The organism is Mesorhizobium sp. dw_380, assembly GCF_018588885.1.
In the GTDB taxonomy this organism is placed as follows: domain Bacteria; phylum Pseudomonadota; class Alphaproteobacteria; order Rhizobiales; family Rhizobiaceae; genus Mesorhizobium.
Genome location: NZ_JAFFIW010000017.1, coordinates 44397 through 63217, shown reverse-complemented (window position 1 = coordinate 63217; position 18821 = coordinate 44397). Strand labels below are relative to the sequence as shown.

General features: G+C 63.0%; 14 protein-coding genes. 8 read left to right on the top strand and 6 right to left on the bottom strand.

Annotation, left to right across the window (positions count from 1 at the left end):
- Nucleotides 1-80: 80 nt before the first annotated feature.
- Nucleotides 81-533 carry an SRPBCC family protein gene (locus JT360_RS17990; RefSeq protein ID WP_214473058.1) on the bottom strand — a complete coding sequence of 151 codons (453 nt, stop codon included), beginning with the start codon at nucleotides 531-533 and terminating at the stop codon, nucleotides 81-83.
- A gap of 151 nt (nucleotides 534-684) precedes the next feature.
- Here JT360_RS17990 and JT360_RS17985 point away from each other — a divergent pair, with 151 nt between their 5' ends.
- The 4 genes from JT360_RS17985 to JT360_RS17970 all read left to right on the top strand — a co-directional run bounded on the left by JT360_RS17985 (nucleotide 685) and on the right by JT360_RS17970 (nucleotide 5455).
- On the top strand, nucleotides 685-2490 hold the full coding sequence (locus JT360_RS17985) for an IlvD/Edd family dehydratase (protein ID WP_214473057.1): 1806 nt from the start codon (nucleotides 685-687) through the stop codon (nucleotides 2488-2490).
- A gap of 295 nt (nucleotides 2491-2785) precedes the next feature.
- The gene (locus tag JT360_RS17980; protein WP_214473056.1) at nucleotides 2786-3604 is read left to right on the top strand and encodes a chromate resistance protein ChrB domain-containing protein; all 819 of its coding nucleotides are present in this window, start codon (nucleotides 2786-2788) and stop codon (nucleotides 3602-3604) included.
- The gene (gene chrA, locus JT360_RS17975; protein WP_214473055.1) at nucleotides 3601-4992 is read left to right on the top strand and encodes a chromate efflux transporter; all 1392 of its coding nucleotides are present in this window, start codon (nucleotides 3601-3603) and stop codon (nucleotides 4990-4992) included. The genes JT360_RS17980 and chrA overlap by 4 nt, the downstream gene beginning before the upstream one ends.
- 64 nt (nucleotides 4993-5056) lie before the next feature.
- Nucleotides 5057-5455, top strand: a complete 399-nt coding sequence (locus tag JT360_RS17970; protein ID WP_214473054.1) for a hypothetical protein — start codon at nucleotides 5057-5059, stop codon at nucleotides 5453-5455.
- Nucleotides 5456-5500: 45 nt separating this feature from the next.
- Here JT360_RS17970 and JT360_RS17965 read toward each other — a convergent pair whose 3' ends face one another.
- The 3 genes from JT360_RS17965 to pdxR form a co-directional block, all read right to left on the bottom strand.
- Nucleotides 5501-6730, bottom strand: coding sequence for an aromatic ring-hydroxylating oxygenase subunit alpha (locus tag JT360_RS17965; protein WP_214473053.1), 1230 nt, complete (start codon nucleotides 6728-6730; stop codon nucleotides 5501-5503).
- Between the two features lie 114 nt (nucleotides 6731-6844).
- Nucleotides 6845-8434, bottom strand: coding sequence for a trimethylamine methyltransferase family protein (locus JT360_RS17960; RefSeq protein WP_214473052.1), 1590 nt, complete (start codon nucleotides 8432-8434; stop codon nucleotides 6845-6847).
- A gap of 190 nt (nucleotides 8435-8624) precedes the next feature.
- A complete protein-coding gene (gene pdxR / locus JT360_RS17955; RefSeq protein ID WP_214473051.1) occupies nucleotides 8625-10118 on the bottom strand; it encodes a MocR-like pyridoxine biosynthesis transcription factor PdxR in 1494 nt (497 codons plus the stop codon).
- 313 nt (nucleotides 10119-10431) lie between these two features.
- Between pdxR and pgi the strand changes: the two genes are divergently transcribed.
- Complete coding sequence (gene pgi / locus JT360_RS17950; protein ID WP_214473050.1) at nucleotides 10432-12075, top strand: glucose-6-phosphate isomerase; 1644 nt, start codon at nucleotides 10432-10434, stop codon at nucleotides 12073-12075.
- Nucleotides 12076-12080: 5 nt separating this feature from the next.
- On the top strand, nucleotides 12081-12803 hold the full coding sequence (locus JT360_RS17945; protein WP_214473049.1) for an HAD family hydrolase: 723 nt from the start codon (nucleotides 12081-12083) through the stop codon (nucleotides 12801-12803).
- A gap of 98 nt (nucleotides 12804-12901) precedes the next feature.
- Here JT360_RS17945 and JT360_RS17940 read toward each other — a convergent pair whose 3' ends face one another.
- Both JT360_RS17940 and JT360_RS17935 read right to left on the bottom strand, forming a co-directional pair.
- The gene (locus tag JT360_RS17940) at nucleotides 12902-13612 is read right to left on the bottom strand and encodes a class I SAM-dependent methyltransferase (RefSeq protein WP_502845473.1); all 711 of its coding nucleotides are present in this window, start codon (nucleotides 13610-13612) and stop codon (nucleotides 12902-12904) included.
- An 8-nt stretch (nucleotides 13613-13620) separates the two neighbouring features.
- A complete protein-coding gene (locus tag JT360_RS17935) occupies nucleotides 13621-15654 on the bottom strand; it encodes a long-chain fatty acid--CoA ligase (RefSeq protein ID WP_214473048.1) in 2034 nt (677 codons plus the stop codon).
- A gap of 459 nt (nucleotides 15655-16113) precedes the next feature.
- Between JT360_RS17935 and JT360_RS17930 the strand changes: the two genes are divergently transcribed.
- Nucleotides 16114-17706 carry an ABC transporter substrate-binding protein gene (locus tag JT360_RS17930; RefSeq protein WP_214473047.1) on the top strand — a complete coding sequence of 531 codons (1593 nt, stop codon included), beginning with the start codon at nucleotides 16114-16116 and terminating at the stop codon, nucleotides 17704-17706.
- A gap of 50 nt (nucleotides 17707-17756) precedes the next feature.
- Nucleotides 17757-18764, top strand: a complete 1008-nt coding sequence (locus tag JT360_RS17925; RefSeq protein WP_214473046.1) for an ABC transporter permease subunit — start codon at nucleotides 17757-17759, stop codon at nucleotides 18762-18764.
- Nucleotides 18765-18821: the final 57 nt, after the last annotated feature.

The window sequence follows — 18821 nt, the reverse complement described above, 5'->3', positions numbered from 1 at the left end:
ATACAGGGAGAAATGTCCGGCACGACAATGAGGGGCGGCACCAGCGCTGGATAACCAGGCGTCGTTCAAGCGAGGCGCGACTAAGCCTCGCCCACCTTCTCGCCAAAGCTCGAAAAGAACTGTCCGGCCAGTTTCTTCGAGGTCGACTCGATCAGCCGGCTGCCGAGCTGGGCGATCTTGCCGCCGACTTCGGCCTTGGCTGCATATTTGAGCACCGTAGCATTCGGACCGTCCTCGGTCAGCGTCACGTCGGCACCGCCCTTGGCGAAGCCGGCAACACCGCCCTTGCCTTCGCCATGGATGGTGTAGGCGTGCGGCGGCTTGAGGTTCTTCAGCGTCACTTCGCCGTTGAAGGTCGCCTTGATGGGGCCGATCTTCAACACGACCGTCGCCGCCATCTGGGTGTCCGATTTCTTCTCCAGGCTTTGGCAGCCGGGAATGCTCTGCTTCAGCACCGCGGGATTGTTCAAGGCTTCCCATACTTTCTGGACGGGTGCGGCGATGCGTTCCTCGCCTTCGATCACCAAAGCCATCAAAACCTCCCGGACTACCAATGTCGCATTGGTCCTAGCGTGCGGCCCGATACATGTCTATCGCACCAAAGTCTGGATTCAGATCACGCGTGCCCCTTGCCTGCATCCACGCGTTGTCATATCGATTTGTCATACAAATACGGAGACCATGATGGCTGGCGCCCCCACAGGAAAGAAGAAATTTCGCTCGCAGGAGTGGTTCGACAACCCCGACAATCCGGGAATGACCGCGCTCTATCTCGAGCGCTACCTGAATTACGGGTTGACGCGAGCCGAACTGATGTCGGGCAAGCCGCTGATCGGCATCGCCCAGACCGGCTCGGATCTTTCGCCTTGCAACCGGCACCATATCGAACTCGCCAAGCGTGTGCGCGAAGGCATCGTCTCGATGGGCGGCATCCCCTTCGAATTCCCCTGCCATCCGATCCAGGAGACCGGCAAGCGCCCGACCGCGGCACTCGACCGCAACCTCGCCTATCTCAGCCTTGTCGAGGTGCTCTACGGCTATCCGCTCGACGGTGTCGTGCTGACCATCGGCTGCGACAAGACGACGCCGGCGCTGCTTATGGCGGCGGCCACCGTCAACATTCCGGCCATCGCGCTGTCGGTCGGCCCGATGCTCAATGGCTGGCACAAGGGCAAGCGCACCGGTTCCGGCACCATCGTTTGGGAATCGCGCCAGCGCCTGTCGGCCGGCGAGATCGGCTATGACGAGTTCATGGACATCGTCGCCTCCTCGGCGCCGTCCACCGGCTACTGCAACACGATGGGCACCGCCACCACGATGAACTCGCTGGCCGAGGCGCTTGGCATGCAGCTGCCGGGCTCGGCCGCGATCCCCGCGCCATACCGCGAGCGCGGACAGATCGCCTACGAGACGGGAAAGCGCATCGTCGACATGGTGCATGAGGACCTGAAACCGTCAGACATCATGACGCGCGAGGCTTTCGAGAACGCTATCGTCGTCAATTCGGCGATCGGCGGCTCGACCAACGCGCCGATCCATCTCAACGCCATTGCCCGCCATCTCGGCGTGCCGCTCGACAATGACGACTGGCAGAATATCGGCCTCAAGGTGCCGCTCATCGTCAACCTGCAGCCGACGGGCGAGTATCTGGGTGAAGATTACCATCACGCCGGCGGCGTGCCGGCCGTGGTCGCCGAACTGATGAAGGGCGGGCTGCTGCCGCATCCCGACGCCCTGACCGTCAATGGCAATTCGATCGGCGACAATTGCAAGGCGGCGGTCGTCGAAAACGCCGACGTCATCCGCAGCGTCGACAAGCCGCTGAAGGCCAATGCCGGCTTTATCAACCTCAGGGGCAATCTGTTCGATTCGGCGATCATGAAGACCAGCGGCATCTCGCCGGAATTCCGCGAGCGCTACCTGTCCAATCCGAAGGACCCGGAAGCGTTCGAAGGCAACGCCATGGTCTTCGACGGCCCTGAAGACTACCACGCCCGCATCGACGATCCGGCGCAAGGCATCGACGAGCACACGATCCTGTTCATGCGCGGCGCCGGCCCGGTCGGCTATCCCGGCGGTGCCGAGGTCGTCAACATGCAGCCGCCGGCCTATCTGATCAAGAAGGGCATCCATGCACTGGCCTGCATCGGCGACGGTCGCCAGTCGGGCACGTCGGGCTCGCCGTCGATCCTCAACGCCTCGCCGGAAGCCGCGATCGGCGGTGGCCTGGCGCTGCTCAAGACCGGCGACCGTGTGCGCATCGACTTACGCAAAGGCACCGCCGACATCCTCGTCACCGATGACGAGATCACGCGGCGCCGCGCCGAGCTGCAGAACGATGGCGGCTATCACTATCCGAAGCACCAGACGCCATGGCAGGAGATCCAGCGCGGCATGGTCGACCAGTTCTCCGAGGGAATGGTGCTGAAGCCGGCGATAAAATACCAGGATGTCGCGCATACCAGCGGCGTTCCCAGGGACAATCACTGATTGCTCCGGGGACAATCACTGACTGCCCCGGGAACACTCATCGATTATTCCCGGGGGCAGTCATCGATTATTCCTGCCGAAAATTTGATGCTGGAGCGACGGCTGGCGGCCCAATCAGGCCGGCAGTCGTCTTCCCGTTTAGTGGGCGCGTCCCGACCGCAGGTCGAGACCGCTCACGATCCTTGACAAGCGCGCCCAACAAATCCACCATCATGGCAAGGGGTGCATCGCGACGACCCCGTGAGGCGTCAGCCCAACGTTCGCGTCCAGGCTTCTCTATCAGGAGGTGGACGCCATGCCGTCAACAACCGCTATCACGGTACCGCAACTATCCCGTCTCATCGGTCTGCCGGGCGCGCCTGTCATCATCGATGTCCGCATCGACGAGGATTTCGACGCCGATCCACGCCTGTTGCCGGCCTCGACCCGGCGCGATTTCAAAACCGTTTCGAAATGGGCGCCCGATTTCGCCGGCAAGCCGGTGGCCGTCGTCTGCCAGAAAGGGCAAAAGCTCTCGCAAGGCGTAACCGCATGGCTGCGCCATGAGGGGATTTCCGCCGAAAACCTCGAAGGCGGGTTCGAAGCCTGGCGGGATGCCGGGGGGCTTCTGGTCCGCACCGACACCTTGCCGCCGCGCGACGAAAAGGGCCGCACCGTATGGGTAACGCGAGCCCGCCCGAAGGTCGACCGCATCGCTTGCCCCTGGCTGATCCGCCGTTTCGTCGATCCCCAGGCGATCTTCCTGTTTGTCGAAGCGTCCGAAGTCCCTGCCGTGGCCGACCGCTTTCAGGCCGTGCCCTTCGACATTGACGATGTGTTCTGGAGCCATCGCGGCGAACGCTGCACCTTCGACACGATGATCGAGGAGTTCGGACTGGAATCCGAGGTGCTCGATCGCCTTGCGCTGATCGTGCGCGCCGCCGATACCGCCAGACTGGACCTGGTGCCCCAGGCGGCTGGTTTTCTGGCGGCCTCGCTTGGCCTGTCGCGGATGTTCCGCGACGATCTGGAGCAGTTGGAGGCCGGCATGCTGCTCTACGATGCCTTCTTCCGTTGGTGTCGCGACGCCACTGAGGAAACGCACAACTGGCCCGTTGCAGGCAAACCGTCATGAGCGCTCTTGCCCCGGAAGAGAGGGCGGGTCCCGTCGAAGCGCCGGCTGCACCGACCTTCACCGAGGCCACGAAGGTCTGGGCGAAAATCGGATTGCTGAGCTTCGGCGGACCGGCCGGCCAGATAGCGCTCATGCACAAGGAATTGGTCGAGGAGCGGCGCTGGATCGGGGAACGGCGTTTCCTGCATGCGCTGAATTACTGCATGCTGCTGCCTGGCCCGGAAGCCCAGCAGCTCGCCATCTATATCGGCTGGCTGCTGCATCGGACGATCGGCGGCCTCGTCGCCGGCACCCTGTTCGTTGTGCCGGGCGCGCTCGTCATGCTGATCCTGAGCAGCCTCTACATGCTCTATGGCGATATACCGCTCGTCGCGGCGTTGTTCTTCGGCGTGAAGGCGGCAGTGCTTGCCATTGTCGTCCAGGCGGTGATCCGGATCGGACGGCGTGCCCTGAAAAACCCGATCATGGTGGCGATCGCGGTCGCGGCTTTCATCGCCATCTATGCGTTGAACGTGCCGTTCCCGATCATCATCCTGCTCGCCGGCCTGACAGGATGGCTGGGAGACCGCATCGCGCCGGGTCTGTTTTCCGGCTCCGCGCTTGGCAAAAGCGACGTCGCCGATAGCAAGGGAGCGGTCGACCTGATGTTCGAGCGTGGCGAATTGGCCCATGTCAACCCAACGACGTGGCATGCGCCGCGCACTATCGCGATCTGGCTGCCGATCTGGTTCGGGCCTGTTCTGCTGATCTGGTGGTCCACCGGCTCTGCGAGCGTGTGGACCGAGATAGGCAGGTTCTTCAGCCTGATGGCGGTCGTCACCTTTGGCGGCGCCTACGCGGTGCTTGCCTATGTCGCACAGGCAGCGGTCCAGTCCTTCGGCTGGCTTGCGCCAGGCGAAATGGTCGACGGGCTTGGGCTTGCGGAGACGACGCCAGGTCCGCTCATCCTGGTGCTGCAGTTTGTCGGCTTCATCGCCGCGTTCCGCCATTCCGGGGCGTTGAACCCGCTACTTGGCGGATCGCTGGGGGCGTTGCTCACTCTGTGGGTGACGTTCACACCGTGCTTCTTCTGGATATTCCTCGGTGCGCCCTATATCGAGGCCCTGCGCGGCAACAAGGCTTTGTCGGCCGCGCTCGGCGCGATCACTGCGGCCGTGGTCGGCGTCATCATGAACCTCGCTTTGTGGTTCGCCTTGCACGTCGTTTTCCGTGAGGTGCGGGCGATGGACCTCGGCATGAATGTGCCGGTGCTTTCGTCGATCGACTGGCGTGCGGCTCTGCTTTCCGTGGCCGCCATGATCGCTATCCTGAGGCTTAAGATCGGCATGCTGCCGACGCTTGCCGGATCGGCTCTGGCCGGTGTCCTGCTGTTGGCGGTAAGTAGCTAGGTTTCCGCTGCCTTTGTAATCCGCCTGCCAACCACCTAAGTGGTTGGAAACGGACTGGAACATCATGGCGCAACGACGGTCTTCCCTCGGCTTCCTCGGCATGTTCGGCCGCTCGGGCGATCTGAGGCAGCTCGATGCGGCCTTGCGCGGCGCCGACCTCCACCCCGCCCTTGTGCCGGAGGGCGTGAAGCTCACCATCGTCAATCTTATGAAGGATCGCTGGCCCGATGAGCCGCCGCCGGGCACCTATGCGTCGGTGGCACAATTGTGCAGCTATTGCATCGCGGGTCCCGAAACCTTCGAGCAAGCCAATGGCCATGAGCGGACGCTGGAAGCCGAGCGCCGCATCGAGGCGGCACTTGAAGCCGGCGACAGCTTCGACGCGCAGATCGTGCTGATGACGCTGCATGCCAAGCTGATCAATGCCGAAGTCGTCGACCGATACGGGCTCAGCGCGGAATGACGCGAAGGGCAAGATCTGCGTGATTCCTCACGGGAGCCGGGCCGATCAGGCCCGGCTGATCTCCTCGAGATACCAGCCGATGTAGCGGAGCTCGTTGTATTCCATCGGCGCGATCGGGCCGGGCACGAAATAGTGCGAGCGCACGCCACGGGCGGTGTGCTCGATGATCTTCTTGTCCTCTTCGGTGGTGACCTTCCACAGCCAGGTCAGCTTCTCCAGATCGTAGTCCTGGCCCTCGACCGCGTCGCCGCGCACCAGCCAGATCAGTTCCATCTCGCAGGTGCCTGCCGTCTTCGGGATGAAGCGGTAGATCATGCCGTGATCGGGATAGCAGACGAGGAAGGTCGTGCCGCCGAGGTGGATGGAGGTGACACCGCCGTCATAGTCGGTGAAGCGGCCCATCAGCGGAGCCACCGGCGATCCATCCTGGCTGCCGCTCGAAACGCCATCATAGAGCGCATAGCGGAAGGTGTGGATTGCTTCCTGACCGGCCGCCGAGTTCTGCCAGCGGTTGGCGCTGCCGATCTCGATGCCGAGCGCGCAGGTGCGTTGCTCCATCGCCGCGTTGAGCTGCTCGATCATTTCGGCCGGTTTTTCCAGCGCATGCGTCTGCGAATATTCAGGATGCGCCGGGCCGCAATGGTAGCATTCGACATAGTTCTCGACGGCGAGCTTCCAGTTGGCGTCGAGCGGATAGGACTGACGATACGCCACCTTGGCGTCGCCCCAGCCATACTGGCCGCAGCTTGTGCGCAGCGACTGTTCGATCGGATCGAAATCGAGCGGCGTCTCGGCGAAGGAAATGAAGACCAGCCCGGAGGCAACGCGGACATGAAGCTTCTTCAGGCCGTGCGCCGTGCGGTCGAAATCCTTCGGCATCAGGCGGGCAGCGCGCAGCGACCCGTCATTGGAATAGGTCCAGGCGTGGTAGGGACACACGAACATCTTCGCGTTGCCCTTCTCCTTGGTGCAGACTTCGGCGCCGCGGTGGCGGCAGACATTGAGCATGGCGTGCACGGCGCCATCCATGCCGCGCGTCAGGATGACCGCCTCGTCGCCCAGTTTGAACAGCTCGAAATCGCCCGGGTTCGCAATGACGCTGGCATGGGCCAGGCAATGCCAGTGGCGGCGGAAGATACGTTCCATGTCCCGCTCGAAGATCGCCGGGTCATGATAGAAGGCACGCATCAGGCCGTGGCCGGGCTGGTGAGACGCCACCAGCCGATCGATGGCGTCGCCGTCGGTGTGGGCTTGCTGGATAGGATGCACACTCATTTGTCGTTCTGCCCGATGGTTGGTCCTGGAGCAATTCCAGGAAAAGTGTGAAGCGGTTTTCCCACAGGAATTGGCTCTGGGTGGTGGCTGTATGGCTGCACGAACTCGTCTCCGTCAGCCGCCCATGAGCGCGCGCGGCAGGTGGATCAGGTTGCCGAAGCGGGCACGCAATCTGTCGTCGACCTGTTTTGGCACATGGCGCGGAAATCGTTCGGCAAGAATGCGTTTCTTCTCGGTGATCGCACGCAGCAATATATCAGGCCGGCCTTTTTCATTCCATTCCTTCGGCGAGGAGCGATCGCCGAGGGCGGGATAGAAATGCTCGGTCTGCGTCAGCTTGAGCGTTTGTTCGTTGTCGAGGTAGTGGCCCGGGCCCTTGAGGCAGACCTCGGCGATGCTGTCGATCGACAGGGCCTCGTCAGTCACTTCGATGCCACGCGCGCAGCGCAGGCAATGACCGAGCATGTCGTTGTCGATGATCAGGCTTTCCAGGCAGAAGCCGAGCAGCGAGGCATGCATGCCGGCCGCCTCGTAAATCAGGTTGAGGCCGGAGAGGCCGGCCATCACATTGGTGATGCCCTTTTCGTAGCCCGACTGAATGTCGGGCAATTTCGAATCCGTCATACCGGCGGCCGAGCCGCCGGGCAGATCGTAGAATTGCGCCATCTGGGCGCAGGCCGCCGTTGCCACCGACTGCTCGGCCGACCCGCCGGCCATGGCGCCGGTGCGCAGGTCCGACATGAATGGCCAGGCGCCGAAGATCGCCGGATGGCCAGGCTTGAGCGCGTTGACATAGACCAGGCCGGCCAGCACCTCGGCCACCGCTTGCACGACGGCGCCGGCCATCGCCGCGGGTGCCGTCGTGCCGGACTGACCGGTCGAGAGCAGCAGGATCGGGATGCCCCCTTCAACACAAGCCTCGAGCACGCCGCAGGCATCCTCGGCGAACTTCATCGGCGGCACGACGAACGAGTTGGAGTTGGAAACGAATGGCCGGGCGCGGAAATTCTCCTCGCCGCCGGCGATGGCATAGAGCATTTCGAGTGCCGGCTTCACGTTCTCACGCACGGTGAACGACGTTCCGACGTGCTTCGATGTCCCCATCACGCAGGCATAGAGCGTGTTGAAATCCATATCGAGCGGGTCGGCGATGTCGCGCGCCACCATTGGCCGCTGGAAGAAATGGATGTTGTCCAGCCCGTCGACCATGCGGGCGGCATCGTAAATGTCCTGCAGCTTGGATTCGCGGTACTCGCGCTTCTCCAGATCCACCAGATGCACGGCGATACCCGCCGTGCCGTAGTGCACGCGCTTGCCCTGGACCACCATGTCGTGTCTGGCGTCCTGGCCATGAAGTGTGAAATGTCGTGCCGCCCGTTTGATGGTGTCGAGCACGAGCGCGCGCGGAAAGCGGACACGGCCATCGTCGCCATGGATCGCCCCCGCCCTGGTCAGCACCTTTATGCAGGACGGGATGGCATTGGCGAAGCCCACCGTCTCCAGGAGTGTCAGCACGCCCTCGTGGATGCGCTCGCAGTCATCCCCGCGCAGCGGCCCGTAGCTGCCGCCCTCGATGGTCTGGTGCTGCGGCTTGGTATCCTCCGTCAGAGGAGCTGATCGCATGGCATGTCCTGTTTCGCGAAGACCGGAGCGCTGTGGACGACGGTTCGCCGGCATGTCCTGCTGTTCGACAGCCACTGGCATGGAAGCACTCCACCTTCGTCGGCAGGAACTCGTGGCGGTTGGTCCACCATCGGCCTGCTTCTTCCCCTGACGCCGACTATGCCGCCGGCACTGGTCCATCCTATGAGCCAGCTGGCCCAGTTGCATGTGCCAGAGCTAAAGTGACCGGAGCCGCTGCGAACGGCTCCGGTCACGAAATATCGACGATGGATCAGGCGGCGGCCGGTCTGCGTCCGGCCGCGGTGGCGAGTTCGCGGATGCCCGGCTCGATGTGCTGCAGCGCGATCGAGGAAATGCCCAACCGCATGAAACGCGAAGGCTTTTCGGTGCGGTCGAAGAACCGGTCGCCAGGCTCGATGATGACGCTGCGCGAGGCGGCCGCCTCGGCCAAACTGCGGGAATCGGTACCGCGCGGCCCTTCGAGCCAGAGCGACGTGCCACCGGCCGAGTCGGTCGAACGCCATTCCGGCAGGAAAGCGGAAATCGCATGGACCAGGCGCTTGCGCCGCTCGTCGAAGGCGCTCGATAGCCGCCGCACCAGCGCCTCGTGATGGCCGAGCGACAGGAAGAGCGCGACGGCGCGCTGGTTGTTGGCCGGCGGATGGCGCAGCATGAAGCGGCGCAGCGCCCTGAGTTCCGCGATCAGTCCAGCAGAGGCGACGATGTAGCCAAGCCTGAGGCCCGGAGCCAGCGTCTTCGACATCGAGCCGACATAGACGACACGGCCGGAGCGGTCGAGGCTCTTCAGCGCCTGCTGCGGCGCCTCGTCGAGAAGCTGGCTGTCATAGCCGTCCTCGATGATGATCTGGTTGTGGCGGTTGGCACGCGCCAGCAGATCCTGCCGCCGCTCCGCCGACAACGGCACCATGGTCGGGCAATGATGGCTTGGCGTGACGAAGACGAAGCCGGAATCATTGGGAATAGAAGAGGTTACGATGCCGGACTGGTCGACCGGAACCGGCTGGATGTCGGCGCCGGCAAGCCGGAAGATCGAGCGCGCGTCGGGGTAGCCAGGATCTTCCATCGCCACCTTCGAGCCTTTGGTCATCAAAAGTGTCGCCAGCATATAGAGCGCGTTCTGGGCACCCAGCGTGACGATGATCTCGTCCGGATTGGCGAAGATGCCGCGCCTGGGCAAGAGCCGCGCCTGGATCTGCTCGATCAGCAGCGGATCGTCGCGATCGACCATGTCGGATGCCCAGTTGCGGATCTCGAGGACGGCCAGCGCCATGCGGTTGCACTCGCGCCACTCGGCGGTCGGAAACAGCGCCGGGTCGAACTGGCCATAGACGAAGGGGTAGGACGACTTGATCCAGTTCTCATGCTTGGCCGGCGGCGGCATGTCGCTGGCGGCGATCTGCCGGCGAGCCTTCCAGTCGATCTCGTTGGCCTGGTCGGGCGCCTTCTGGTGCGGCTTGGCCGGTGTCGCCAGCACGTCCGGATTGACGAAATGGCCGCGCCGCTCGCGCGCCACAAGGAAGCCCTGGTCGACGAGCTGCTGGAAGGCCAGCACCACTGTTCCGCGTGCCACACCGAGTTTTTCGGCCAGAATCCGGCAGGATGGAAGCGGCATCGAAGCGGCGATCTGACGGTCGAGAATGGCAGCCACGATGGCTTGGCGGATCTGCGCCTGCAAGGTTTGGCCTGATTCAGCCGAAATCCGGAACAGGCCGGACCATATCGCCGTGTCGTTTCTCTGTGGCATGGGAGATGTTCCTCGATGGCCAGCTTTTTTCGTTTAGCTGGACCAGTCAAATGTAACGGTGGCACAAGGGGTTGCGCCAATCAATTTTTCTGATCTTTGGGATTTATGCCAGTGATCCTTCGGCCGAAATCGGGGGCTGTTGCCGTCCTGGTGGCCCACGCCGATGACACATTCTGTCATCGCATCGTGATGCGATGCGTCATCACCGCGTATTGACCGGACGGAATTCGGCTCAATAGTTGTGGCGCGACGACACGCGCCGGAAACATCCGGTCTGATATGGTGCGTCCAAAACGCCAGGAGTCCCCCGCCAGTGGATCAGTCAGCCTTCCAGAAACAGCTTGCCGCTCTGCGCGATCATCGCGCCGCGGCACCTGCCAGCATGCGCCAGGCCTTCGCCGCCGATCCGCGGCGGTTCGCGACGTTCTCCGCCACCGACGACGACATGCTGCTCGACTGGTCGAAATGCGCCGTCGACGCGACCACCATGGATCTGTTGGAGAAGCTCGCCGGCGCCGCCGATCTCGAAGGCCGCCGCGCCGCCATGTTCGCTGGCAAAAAGATCAACATAACCGAGGACCGCGCCGTGCTGCATACGGCGCTGCGCAACCTCAGCGGCAAGGGCGTCATGGTCGACGGCCAGGATGTCAAGGCGGATGTCATTTCCGTGCTCGACGCGATGGGCGCCTTCGCCGATGCCGTCCGCTCCGGCAAGGCGACGGGTGCCACCGGCAAAAAGATCACCGACATCGTCAACATCGGCATCGGCGGCTCCGACCTCGGCCCGGCCATGGCGACGCTGGCGCTGGCGCCCTATCATGACGGGCCGCGCGCGCATTACGTTTCCAACATCGACGGCGCCCATATCCATGACACGCTGAAGGGCCTGTCCGCCGAAACCACGCTGTTCATCGTCGCCTCCAAGACCTTCACCACGGTCGAGACGATGACCAATGCGCAGACGGCGCGCGACTGGGTGCAGAAGGCGCTCGGCAAGCAAGCGGTCGGCAAGCATTTCGCCGCCGTTTCGACGGCGCTCGACCTGGTGGCGAAGTTCGGCATCGAAGCGGATCGCGTCTTCGGCTTCTGGGACTGGGTCGGCGGCCGCTATTCGGTCTGGGGCGCGATCGGCCTGCCCGTGATGATCGCCATCGGGCCGCGAAATTTTCGCGCCTTCCTCGATGGCGCCCACGAAATGGACGAGCACTTCCGCACCGCGCCATTGCAGAAGAACCTGCCGGCGCTTCTGGGGCTGGTCGGCTGGTGGCATCGTGTGATCTGTGGCTATCCGGCCCGCGCGGTCATCCCCTATGACCAGCGCCTGTCCAGGCTGCCGGCCTATCTGCAGCAGCTCGATATGGAATCGAACGGCAAGGGCGTCACGCTTGACGGCACGCCCGTGGCGACGCCGACCGGGCCGCTGGTCTGGGGCGAGCCCGGCACCAATGGCCAGCACGCTTTCTTCCAGCTCCTGCACCAGGGCACGGACCTCATCCCGGTCGAGTTTCTCGCCGCGGCCGTCGGTCACGAGCCTGACCTCAAGCATCAGCATGACCTGCTGCTCGCCAACTGCCTGGCGCAGTCGGAAGCGCTGATGAAGGGCCGCACGCTGGACGAGGCGCGCGCGCAGATGCTGGCCAAGGGCATGAAGCCGGCCGATGTCGACAGAATAGCCCCGCATCGCGTTTTCTCCGGCAACCGGCCCTCGGTGAGCATCCTCTATCGCAAGCTCGACCCGCGCACCTTCGGCCGGCTGATCGCGCTCTACGAGCACCGCGTCTTCGTCGAGGGCACGCTGTTCAACATCAATTCCTTCGACCAGTGGGGCGTCGAGCTCGGCAAGGAGCTGGCGACCGGCCTTCTGCCTGTCGTTGAGGGCAAGGAAAGTGCCGCCAAGCGTGACGCGTCGACCGCTGGCCTTGTGGGATACATCCACCAATTGCGTGGTTCGGAGTGAAAAGTTTGGCAGACATCAAGGGGATATTGTTCGACAAGGACGGGACACTTGTCGACTTCAACGCGACATGGCTCGGCGTCGCCGACTTCATGGCCATGGATGCCGCCGATGGCGATCGCTGGAAGGCCGACAGGCTGCTCGCGGCCGCCGGCTTCGATTTCGCCAACCGGCGCTTCAAGCCGGACTCCATCTTTGCCTCCGGCACCAATCTCGATGTTGTCGAATTGTGGTTTCCGAGGCTGTCCAACGAGGACCAGATGTTGGCCGTCGCCCGCTTCAACGAGATCACCTCGGTCCAGGGCTCCGCGATGGCGGTGGCGCTGCCTGGGATCGTCGAGACGCTCGGCATCCTGCACAGGAGACCCTACCGGCTTGGCGTCGCCACCAACGATTCGACCAGCGGCGCGGAGAAGACCTTGGTCACCCTCGGCGTTGCCCAGCTGTTCGACGCGGCCTATGGCTACGACGCGGTGGCCAATCCGAAGCCGGCGCCCGACACGATCCAGGCCTTTTGCGATCTCACCGGCCTGAGGCCGGCAGAGGTCGCCATGGTCGGCGACAACCGCCACGATCTCGAAATGGCGCGCGCCGGTGGCTGCGGCCTAGCGGTGGGCGTGCTTTCCGGCACCGGCACCCGCGAATCGCTGGCCGAGATCGCCGACATCATCCTGGATTCGGTTGCCGACCTGCCGGATTTCCTTTCGGCACGGGTCAAGGAGACCGTCTAGAGCGATTCACCGTTTCACGGAAACAGTGAATCGCTCTAGCTCTTTGTTTTGACGCAATTCCGGACGGAAAACCGTTTCACACTTTTCCTGGAATTGCTCTAACCGCCAGCTTCGGTCTTGAAACGAAAGACGCCGCTTGGGCTTGGGGCCGCGTCTTTCGCCTCGCCGAAATCCGGCACCGTATATTCTGCAAGCAGCCGCAGCCGTGAACGCGGCAGACAGGCTCGGCCAGGATCGCCGACCAGGATCTCGATTCCGGCCGCGAGGCAGCGGTCGAGAAAAGGCATAACGCGGCTGGCCACGTCATGGCCGTAGAACACATCGCCCGCGAGCACGAGATCGACCACGGGCGGCGAACCCGCGGTGACATCGCCACCGACCACCGTGATGGCAACGCCATTAGCTGCTGCGTTGAGGCCGAGCGCGGCGACGCCGTTGCGGTCGATCTCGGCGGCGATCACTTCGCGCGCGCCGGCCTTCGCGGCGGCGATGCCGACAATGCCGGAACCTGCTCCGAGGTCGAGCACGCGGCGTCCCGCCACCGTGATCGGATGGTCGAGGATGTAGCGTGCCAGCACGGTGCCGCCGGCCCAAGCATAGGCCCAGTAGGGCGGCTGCGGTTCCGCCTCGTTGACATCATCTTCAGGATCGACGAGGCGCCTCAATCCGCTGCCCGGGTGTGCGGTATAAAACTGGATTTCGGGAAGCGCCGGCACCGGGACAAGGCGCATGTTCGCCTTGATGAATTCGCCGGGGTCGAGGCGCAATCCATGATCCGGCCCAGTGTCGCCGGCAAGATCACTATCCAAGATCGTTCCTATTGCCGCAGCGCCCGCCGCAGGATCTTGCCGACCGGAGTCTTCGGCAATTCGGTCCTGAACTCGATGTATCTGGGCCGCTTGTAACCGGTCAGGTTCTCGCGGCAAAAGGCGGTGATGGCTTCAACGGTCAGGGCCGGATCCTTCTTGACGATGAACAGCTTCGGCACTTCGCCGGAATGCTCGTCTGGCACGCCGATCGCCGCCACCTCGAGCACGCCGGGATGCAAGGCCACGACCTCTTCGAGTTCCGTCGGATAGACGTTGAAGCCGGAGACCAGGATCATGTCCTTCTTGCGGTCGACGATCTTGGTGTAGCCGCGTTCGTCCATGAAGCCCATGTCGCCCGACTTGAAGAAGCCGTCCCCGGTCATCACCCTGGCGGTCTCGTCCGGCCGGTTCCAGTAGCCGGCCATCACCTGTGGACCGCGGATGCAGATTTCGCCGACCTCGCCGAGCGGCACATTGTTGCCGTCATCGTCGCGGATGGCGATTTCGGTCGACGGCAGCGGCAGGCCGATGGTGCCGGTGAAGTCGCCGGAACTGAACTTGTTGGCGGTTGCCACCGGCGAGGTTTCCGACAGGCCATAGCCTTCGCTGACCGGGCAGCCGGTCAGCGCCTTCCAGCGTTCGGCGACGCCCTTCTGCACCGCCATGCCGCCCCCCAGCGTCAGCAGCAGCGGCTTGAAGTCGAGTTTTCGGAAATCCTCATTGTTGAGCAGCGCGTTGAACAGCGTGTTGAGGCCGGGAAAGATGTGGATCGGATACTTTCCCATCTCCTTGACGAAGCCGGGAATGTCGCGCGGATTGGGGATCAGTATGTTCTGGCCGCCCATCTGCATGCCCATCAGCGCATTCACGGTCAGCGCGAAGATATGGTAGAGCGGCAGTGCGCAGATGAGGTTGAGATGCGCGGGTTTGGGCTTGACGGTATAGGCGTCCTGCAGCCACAGCGAATTCTGCGCGACATTGGCCAGCACATTGCTGTGCAAGAGGGTCGCGCCTTTCGAGATCCCGGTGGTTCCGCCGGTATATTGCAGGAAGGCGACATCATTGGCCGCGACCGTGGCCGGTTTGAAATTCATGCCGCGGCCGGCCTTCAAGGCCGCGGTGAATTTGACATGACCGGGCAACGACCAGGCCGGCACCATTTTCTTGACGCGGCGCACGATCAGATTGACGATCGTGCCTTTCAGGCCGCCGAGCATGTCGCCCATGGAAGCGATGACGACATGCTTGACCGAGGTCCGCGCTACGACGGCCTGCAGCGTGTTCGCGAAGTTTTCGAGGATGACGATCGCCTGCGACCCGGAATCCTTGAGCTGATGTTCCAGTTCGCGCGGCGTGTAGAGCGGATTGATGTTGACCACCGTGTAGCCGGCGCGGGCCACGGCCATCATCGCCACTGGATACTGCAGCACATTCGGCATCATCAGCGCGACGCGCGCGCCCTTCTGCAGTCCCGTCGATTGCAGATAGGCGCCGAATGCCGCCGAAAGCCGCTCGAGCTCGGCATAGGTGATCGACTTGCCCATGCAGGTGAAAGCCGGCTGGCCGGCAAACTGCTTGCAGGCGGCGACAAGGAAGTCGCCGATGGATTTGTAGGGAAGGGCGCCGATCTCGGTCGGCATGTTCTTGGGGTAGCTTTTCAGCCATGGTTTTTCGGGCAGCCCGGCGGCGAGCTCGGTGAGCGCCTTCGGCAGTCGCTTGCCTGGGGTCGATGCCGCCTTGGCTGGCGAGGCGGCCTTCGTCGCCCCAGCCTTTGCCGACGTGGCCTTTGCCGGGGCAGTCTTGGCGGGAGACGTCTTTGCGGGAGAAGTCTTGGCCGGAGAAGTCTTCGTCGGCGAGGTCTTTGCCGGGGTGGCTTTCGCCGCTGGCTTCGCGACGGCCTTGGCTGGGGCCGCCTTTGCTGCTGCCGCCTTGGCGGGTTTCGCCTCTGCCTTGGCGGTCGCGGCTTTGGCAGTTTTGCCTTGCCCGTCGGCGGCGGCTGGTTTCGAGACTGCCTTGGCCGACGCCTTCGATGCTTTTGCCACCCGTTCCTCCTCGACGATCCTTGTTCTTCTACGCCCGTGCCGCGCTCGCCCCGAATTGACAGGGACGTCCTCCGCTGCCGCCAGCATGTCCATCTATGTATTGCCTCTATCGGCGGCGGTGCAAGTCTTGCCCTTGCGGCAACGCACCGAAAGATTTGCCGCCGAAAATCTTTCCCGCGGCGACACTTGGAACCAGCCTCTTTCCACATCCGCGGGCGCATGAAGGCGGACGCTGCGCCCGTGTCGCCAGATGCCAGATCAATAAAAAAATGCAGTCGTTAATAATACCGTGAATGGAAAAAACTGCTAATTTTTTCTGCCATTTAGCAAAAACGCGGATTTTTTTCCCGCTTCCCGCGGGGTAAGCAAACGGGGTGTTCCAAAGCCGGAAAAACGGTGCTTATATGCGCGCTTCGCGAGCCTGATAGAGGGGCTTGGAAGAACATCAGGGAGTGCTCAATGAAGAAGAAATTGACTTTTGCAGCCGCGTTGCTGGCTGCAAGCGTCCTGGGCGGCGTGGCCAATGCGAAAACCTTGGTCTATTGCGCCGAAGCTTCGCCAGAGGGTTTTGACCCGGCGCCGTACACCGCGGGACAGACATTCGATGCGTCCTCGCGTACCGTCTTCAATCGCCTCGTCGAATTCGATCACGGCAAGACCACGATCTCGCCCGGCCTGGCTGAAAGCTGGACGATTTCCGACGACGGCAAGGAATATACCTTCAAGCTGCGCAAGGGCGTCAAGTTCGCCGCCACCGACTATTTCACGCCGACGCGGGACTTCAACGCCGACGACGTGGTGTTCTCGTTCCAGCGCCAGGTCGACAAGAGCGGCCCCTGGTTCCAGTACATTCCGGGCATTGCCTACCAGTATTACAATGACCAGTTCGGCGACAACATCACCAAGGTCGAAAAGGTCGATGACCTGACGGTGAAGTTCTCCCTCAAGGAGCCGGCGATCACCTTCATTCCGACGCTGGGCATGGACTTCGCCTCGGTCGTCTCAAAGGAGTATGCCGACAAGCTGCAGGCCGACAAGACGCCTGAACTGTTCAACCAGAAGCCGATCGGCACCGGTCCGTTCATCTTCGTCGACTACCAGACCGACGCCGCCATCCGCTACAAGGCCAACCCGGACTATTGGGGCGGCAAGCAGAAGATCGACGACCTGGTCTTCGCCATCACCACCGATCCGGCGGTGCGCGCGCAGAAGCTCAAGGCCGGCGAGTGCAACATCATGTCGTATCCGGCACCGGCCGACATCGCCGGCCTGCAGGCCGATGCGAACCTGAAGGTCGACGAGCAGGAAGGCCTCAATGTCGGTGCGCTGATGTACAACACCCAGCAGAAGCCGTTCGACGATGTGCGCGTCCGCAAGGCGCTCAACATGGCCATCAACAAGAAGGCCATCATCGACGCCGTCTTCCAGGGTGCCGGCCAGGTGGCGATCAACCCGATCCCGCCGACCATGTGGTCCTACAACAAGGACGTGAAGGACGATCCGTACGATCCGGATGCGGCCAAGAAGCTGCTTGCAGAGGCCGGCGTCAAGGACCTCAAGATGAACGTCTGGGCCATGCCCGTGTCGCGCCCGTACATGCCGAACGCACGCCGCACCGCCGAGCTGATCCAGGCCGATTTTGCCAAGGTCGGCGTCACCGTCAACATCGTCAGCTACGATTGGGGTGAATACCTCAAGCGCGCTTCCGCGGTCGATCACGACGGCGCCGTCATCGTCGGCTGGACCGGCGACAATGGCGATCCGGACAACTTCCTCGGCGTGCTCCTGAGCTGCGCTTCCGTCGGTTCGAACAACCGCGCGGAATGGTGCAACAAGGACTTCGATGCGCTCATCAACAAGGCCAAGACGGTTTCCGACCAGGCCGAGCGCACCAAGCTCTATGAACAGGCACAGGTCATCTTCAAGCAGCAGGCACCGTGGGCGACGCTCGCTCATTCCAAGGTGTTCATGCCGATGCAGAAGACCGTCTCCGGCTTTGCGATGGATCCGCTCGGCATCCACCGCTTTGACGGCGTCGATATCGCCGAATAAGGTTCGCGAAACGGGGCGGCGCCGCACGGTGCCGCCCCACCTCGCCCGCCATGCTGCGTTACATCCTCGGCAAGCTCGCCCTCATCATCCCGACCTTCATCGGGATAACCATCCTCGCTTTTGGCTTCGTGCGCATCCTGCCCGGTGATCCGGTGCTGGTGCTAGCGGGCGAACGTGGCCTGTCGCCCGAACGCCATACGGCGCTGATGCACCAGTTCGGTTTCGACCTGCCGATCTGGCAACAATACCTGACCTACCTGACCAACATCCTCAGCGGTGATTTCGGCACCTCCTTTTCCACCAAGACGCCGGTGCTCAAGGATTTCCTGGTGCGGTTCCCGGCAACGGTCGAACTCGCCATCTTCGCCATGATCTTTGCCATCCTCTTCGGTGTCGCCGCCGGCATCTTCGCCGCGATCCGCCGCGGCTCCTGGTTCGACCAGCTGACCATGGGCACGGCGCTGGCAGGCTATTCCATGCCGATCTTCTGGTGGGGGCTGCTGCTGATCATCGTCTTCTCCGGCACGCTGCACTGGACCCCGGTCTCCGGCCGCATCGACCTTCTCTATTTCTTCAAGCCGGTGACCGGCTTCATGACCATCGATTCCTTGATCTCGGGGCAGAAGGGCGCCTTCCGCTCGGCGCTGTCGCACCTCATCCTGCCGACCATCGTGCTCGGCACCATTCCGCTCGCCGTCATCGCCAGGCAGACGCGTTCGGCCATGCTCGAGGTGCTTGGCGAGGACTATGTGCGCACCGCGCGCGCCAAGGGCCTGGCGCCGCGCCGCGTCATCGGCCTGCATGCCTTCCGCAACGCGCTGATCCCGGTCGTTACCACCATCGGCCTGCAGGTCGGCACGCTCTTGACCGGCGCCATCCTGACCGAGAGCATCTTCTCCTGGCCCGGCATCGGCAAATGGATGATCGACGCCATCTCCAAGCGCGACTATTTCACCGTGCAGGGCGGGTTGCTTTTGATCGCATTGATCGTCATGTCGGTGAACCTCATCGTCGACGTGCTCTACGCCGTCATCAACCCGCGCATACGGGCGAATTGACATGACCAACGAAGGCCCAGCCACAATCGAAGCCGCGACCGTCGTCAAGCCGCAGGA

What these genes read in the sequence shown, in the direction of transcription:
- JT360_RS17990 (WP_214473058.1), bottom strand. Translation starts at nt 533, where the DNA reads ATGGCTTTGGTGATCGAAGGCGAGGAACGCATCGCCGCACCCGTCCAG.
- JT360_RS17985 (WP_214473057.1), top strand. Translation starts at nt 685, where the DNA reads ATGGCTGGCGCCCCCACAGGAAAGAAGAAATTTCGCTCGCAGGAGTGG.
- JT360_RS17980 (WP_214473056.1), top strand. Translation starts at nt 2,786, where the DNA reads ATGCCGTCAACAACCGCTATCACGGTACCGCAACTATCCCGTCTCATC.
- chrA (WP_214473055.1), top strand. Translation starts at nt 3,601, where the DNA reads ATGAGCGCTCTTGCCCCGGAAGAGAGGGCGGGTCCCGTCGAAGCGCCG.
- JT360_RS17970 (WP_214473054.1), top strand. Translation starts at nt 5,057, where the DNA reads ATGGCGCAACGACGGTCTTCCCTCGGCTTCCTCGGCATGTTCGGCCGC.
- JT360_RS17965 (WP_214473053.1), bottom strand. Translation starts at nt 6,730, where the DNA reads ATGAGTGTGCATCCTATCCAGCAAGCCCACACCGACGGCGACGCCATC.
- JT360_RS17960 (WP_214473052.1), bottom strand. Translation starts at nt 8,434, where the DNA reads ATGCCAGTGGCTGTCGAACAGCAGGACATGCCGGCGAACCGTCGTCCA.
- pdxR (WP_214473051.1), bottom strand. Translation starts at nt 10,118, where the DNA reads ATGCCACAGAGAAACGACACGGCGATATGGTCCGGCCTGTTCCGGATT.
- JT360_RS17930 (WP_214473047.1), top strand. Translation starts at nt 16,114, where the DNA reads ATGAAGAAGAAATTGACTTTTGCAGCCGCGTTGCTGGCTGCAAGCGTC.
- JT360_RS17925 (WP_214473046.1), top strand. Translation starts at nt 17,757, where the DNA reads ATGCTGCGTTACATCCTCGGCAAGCTCGCCCTCATCATCCCGACCTTC.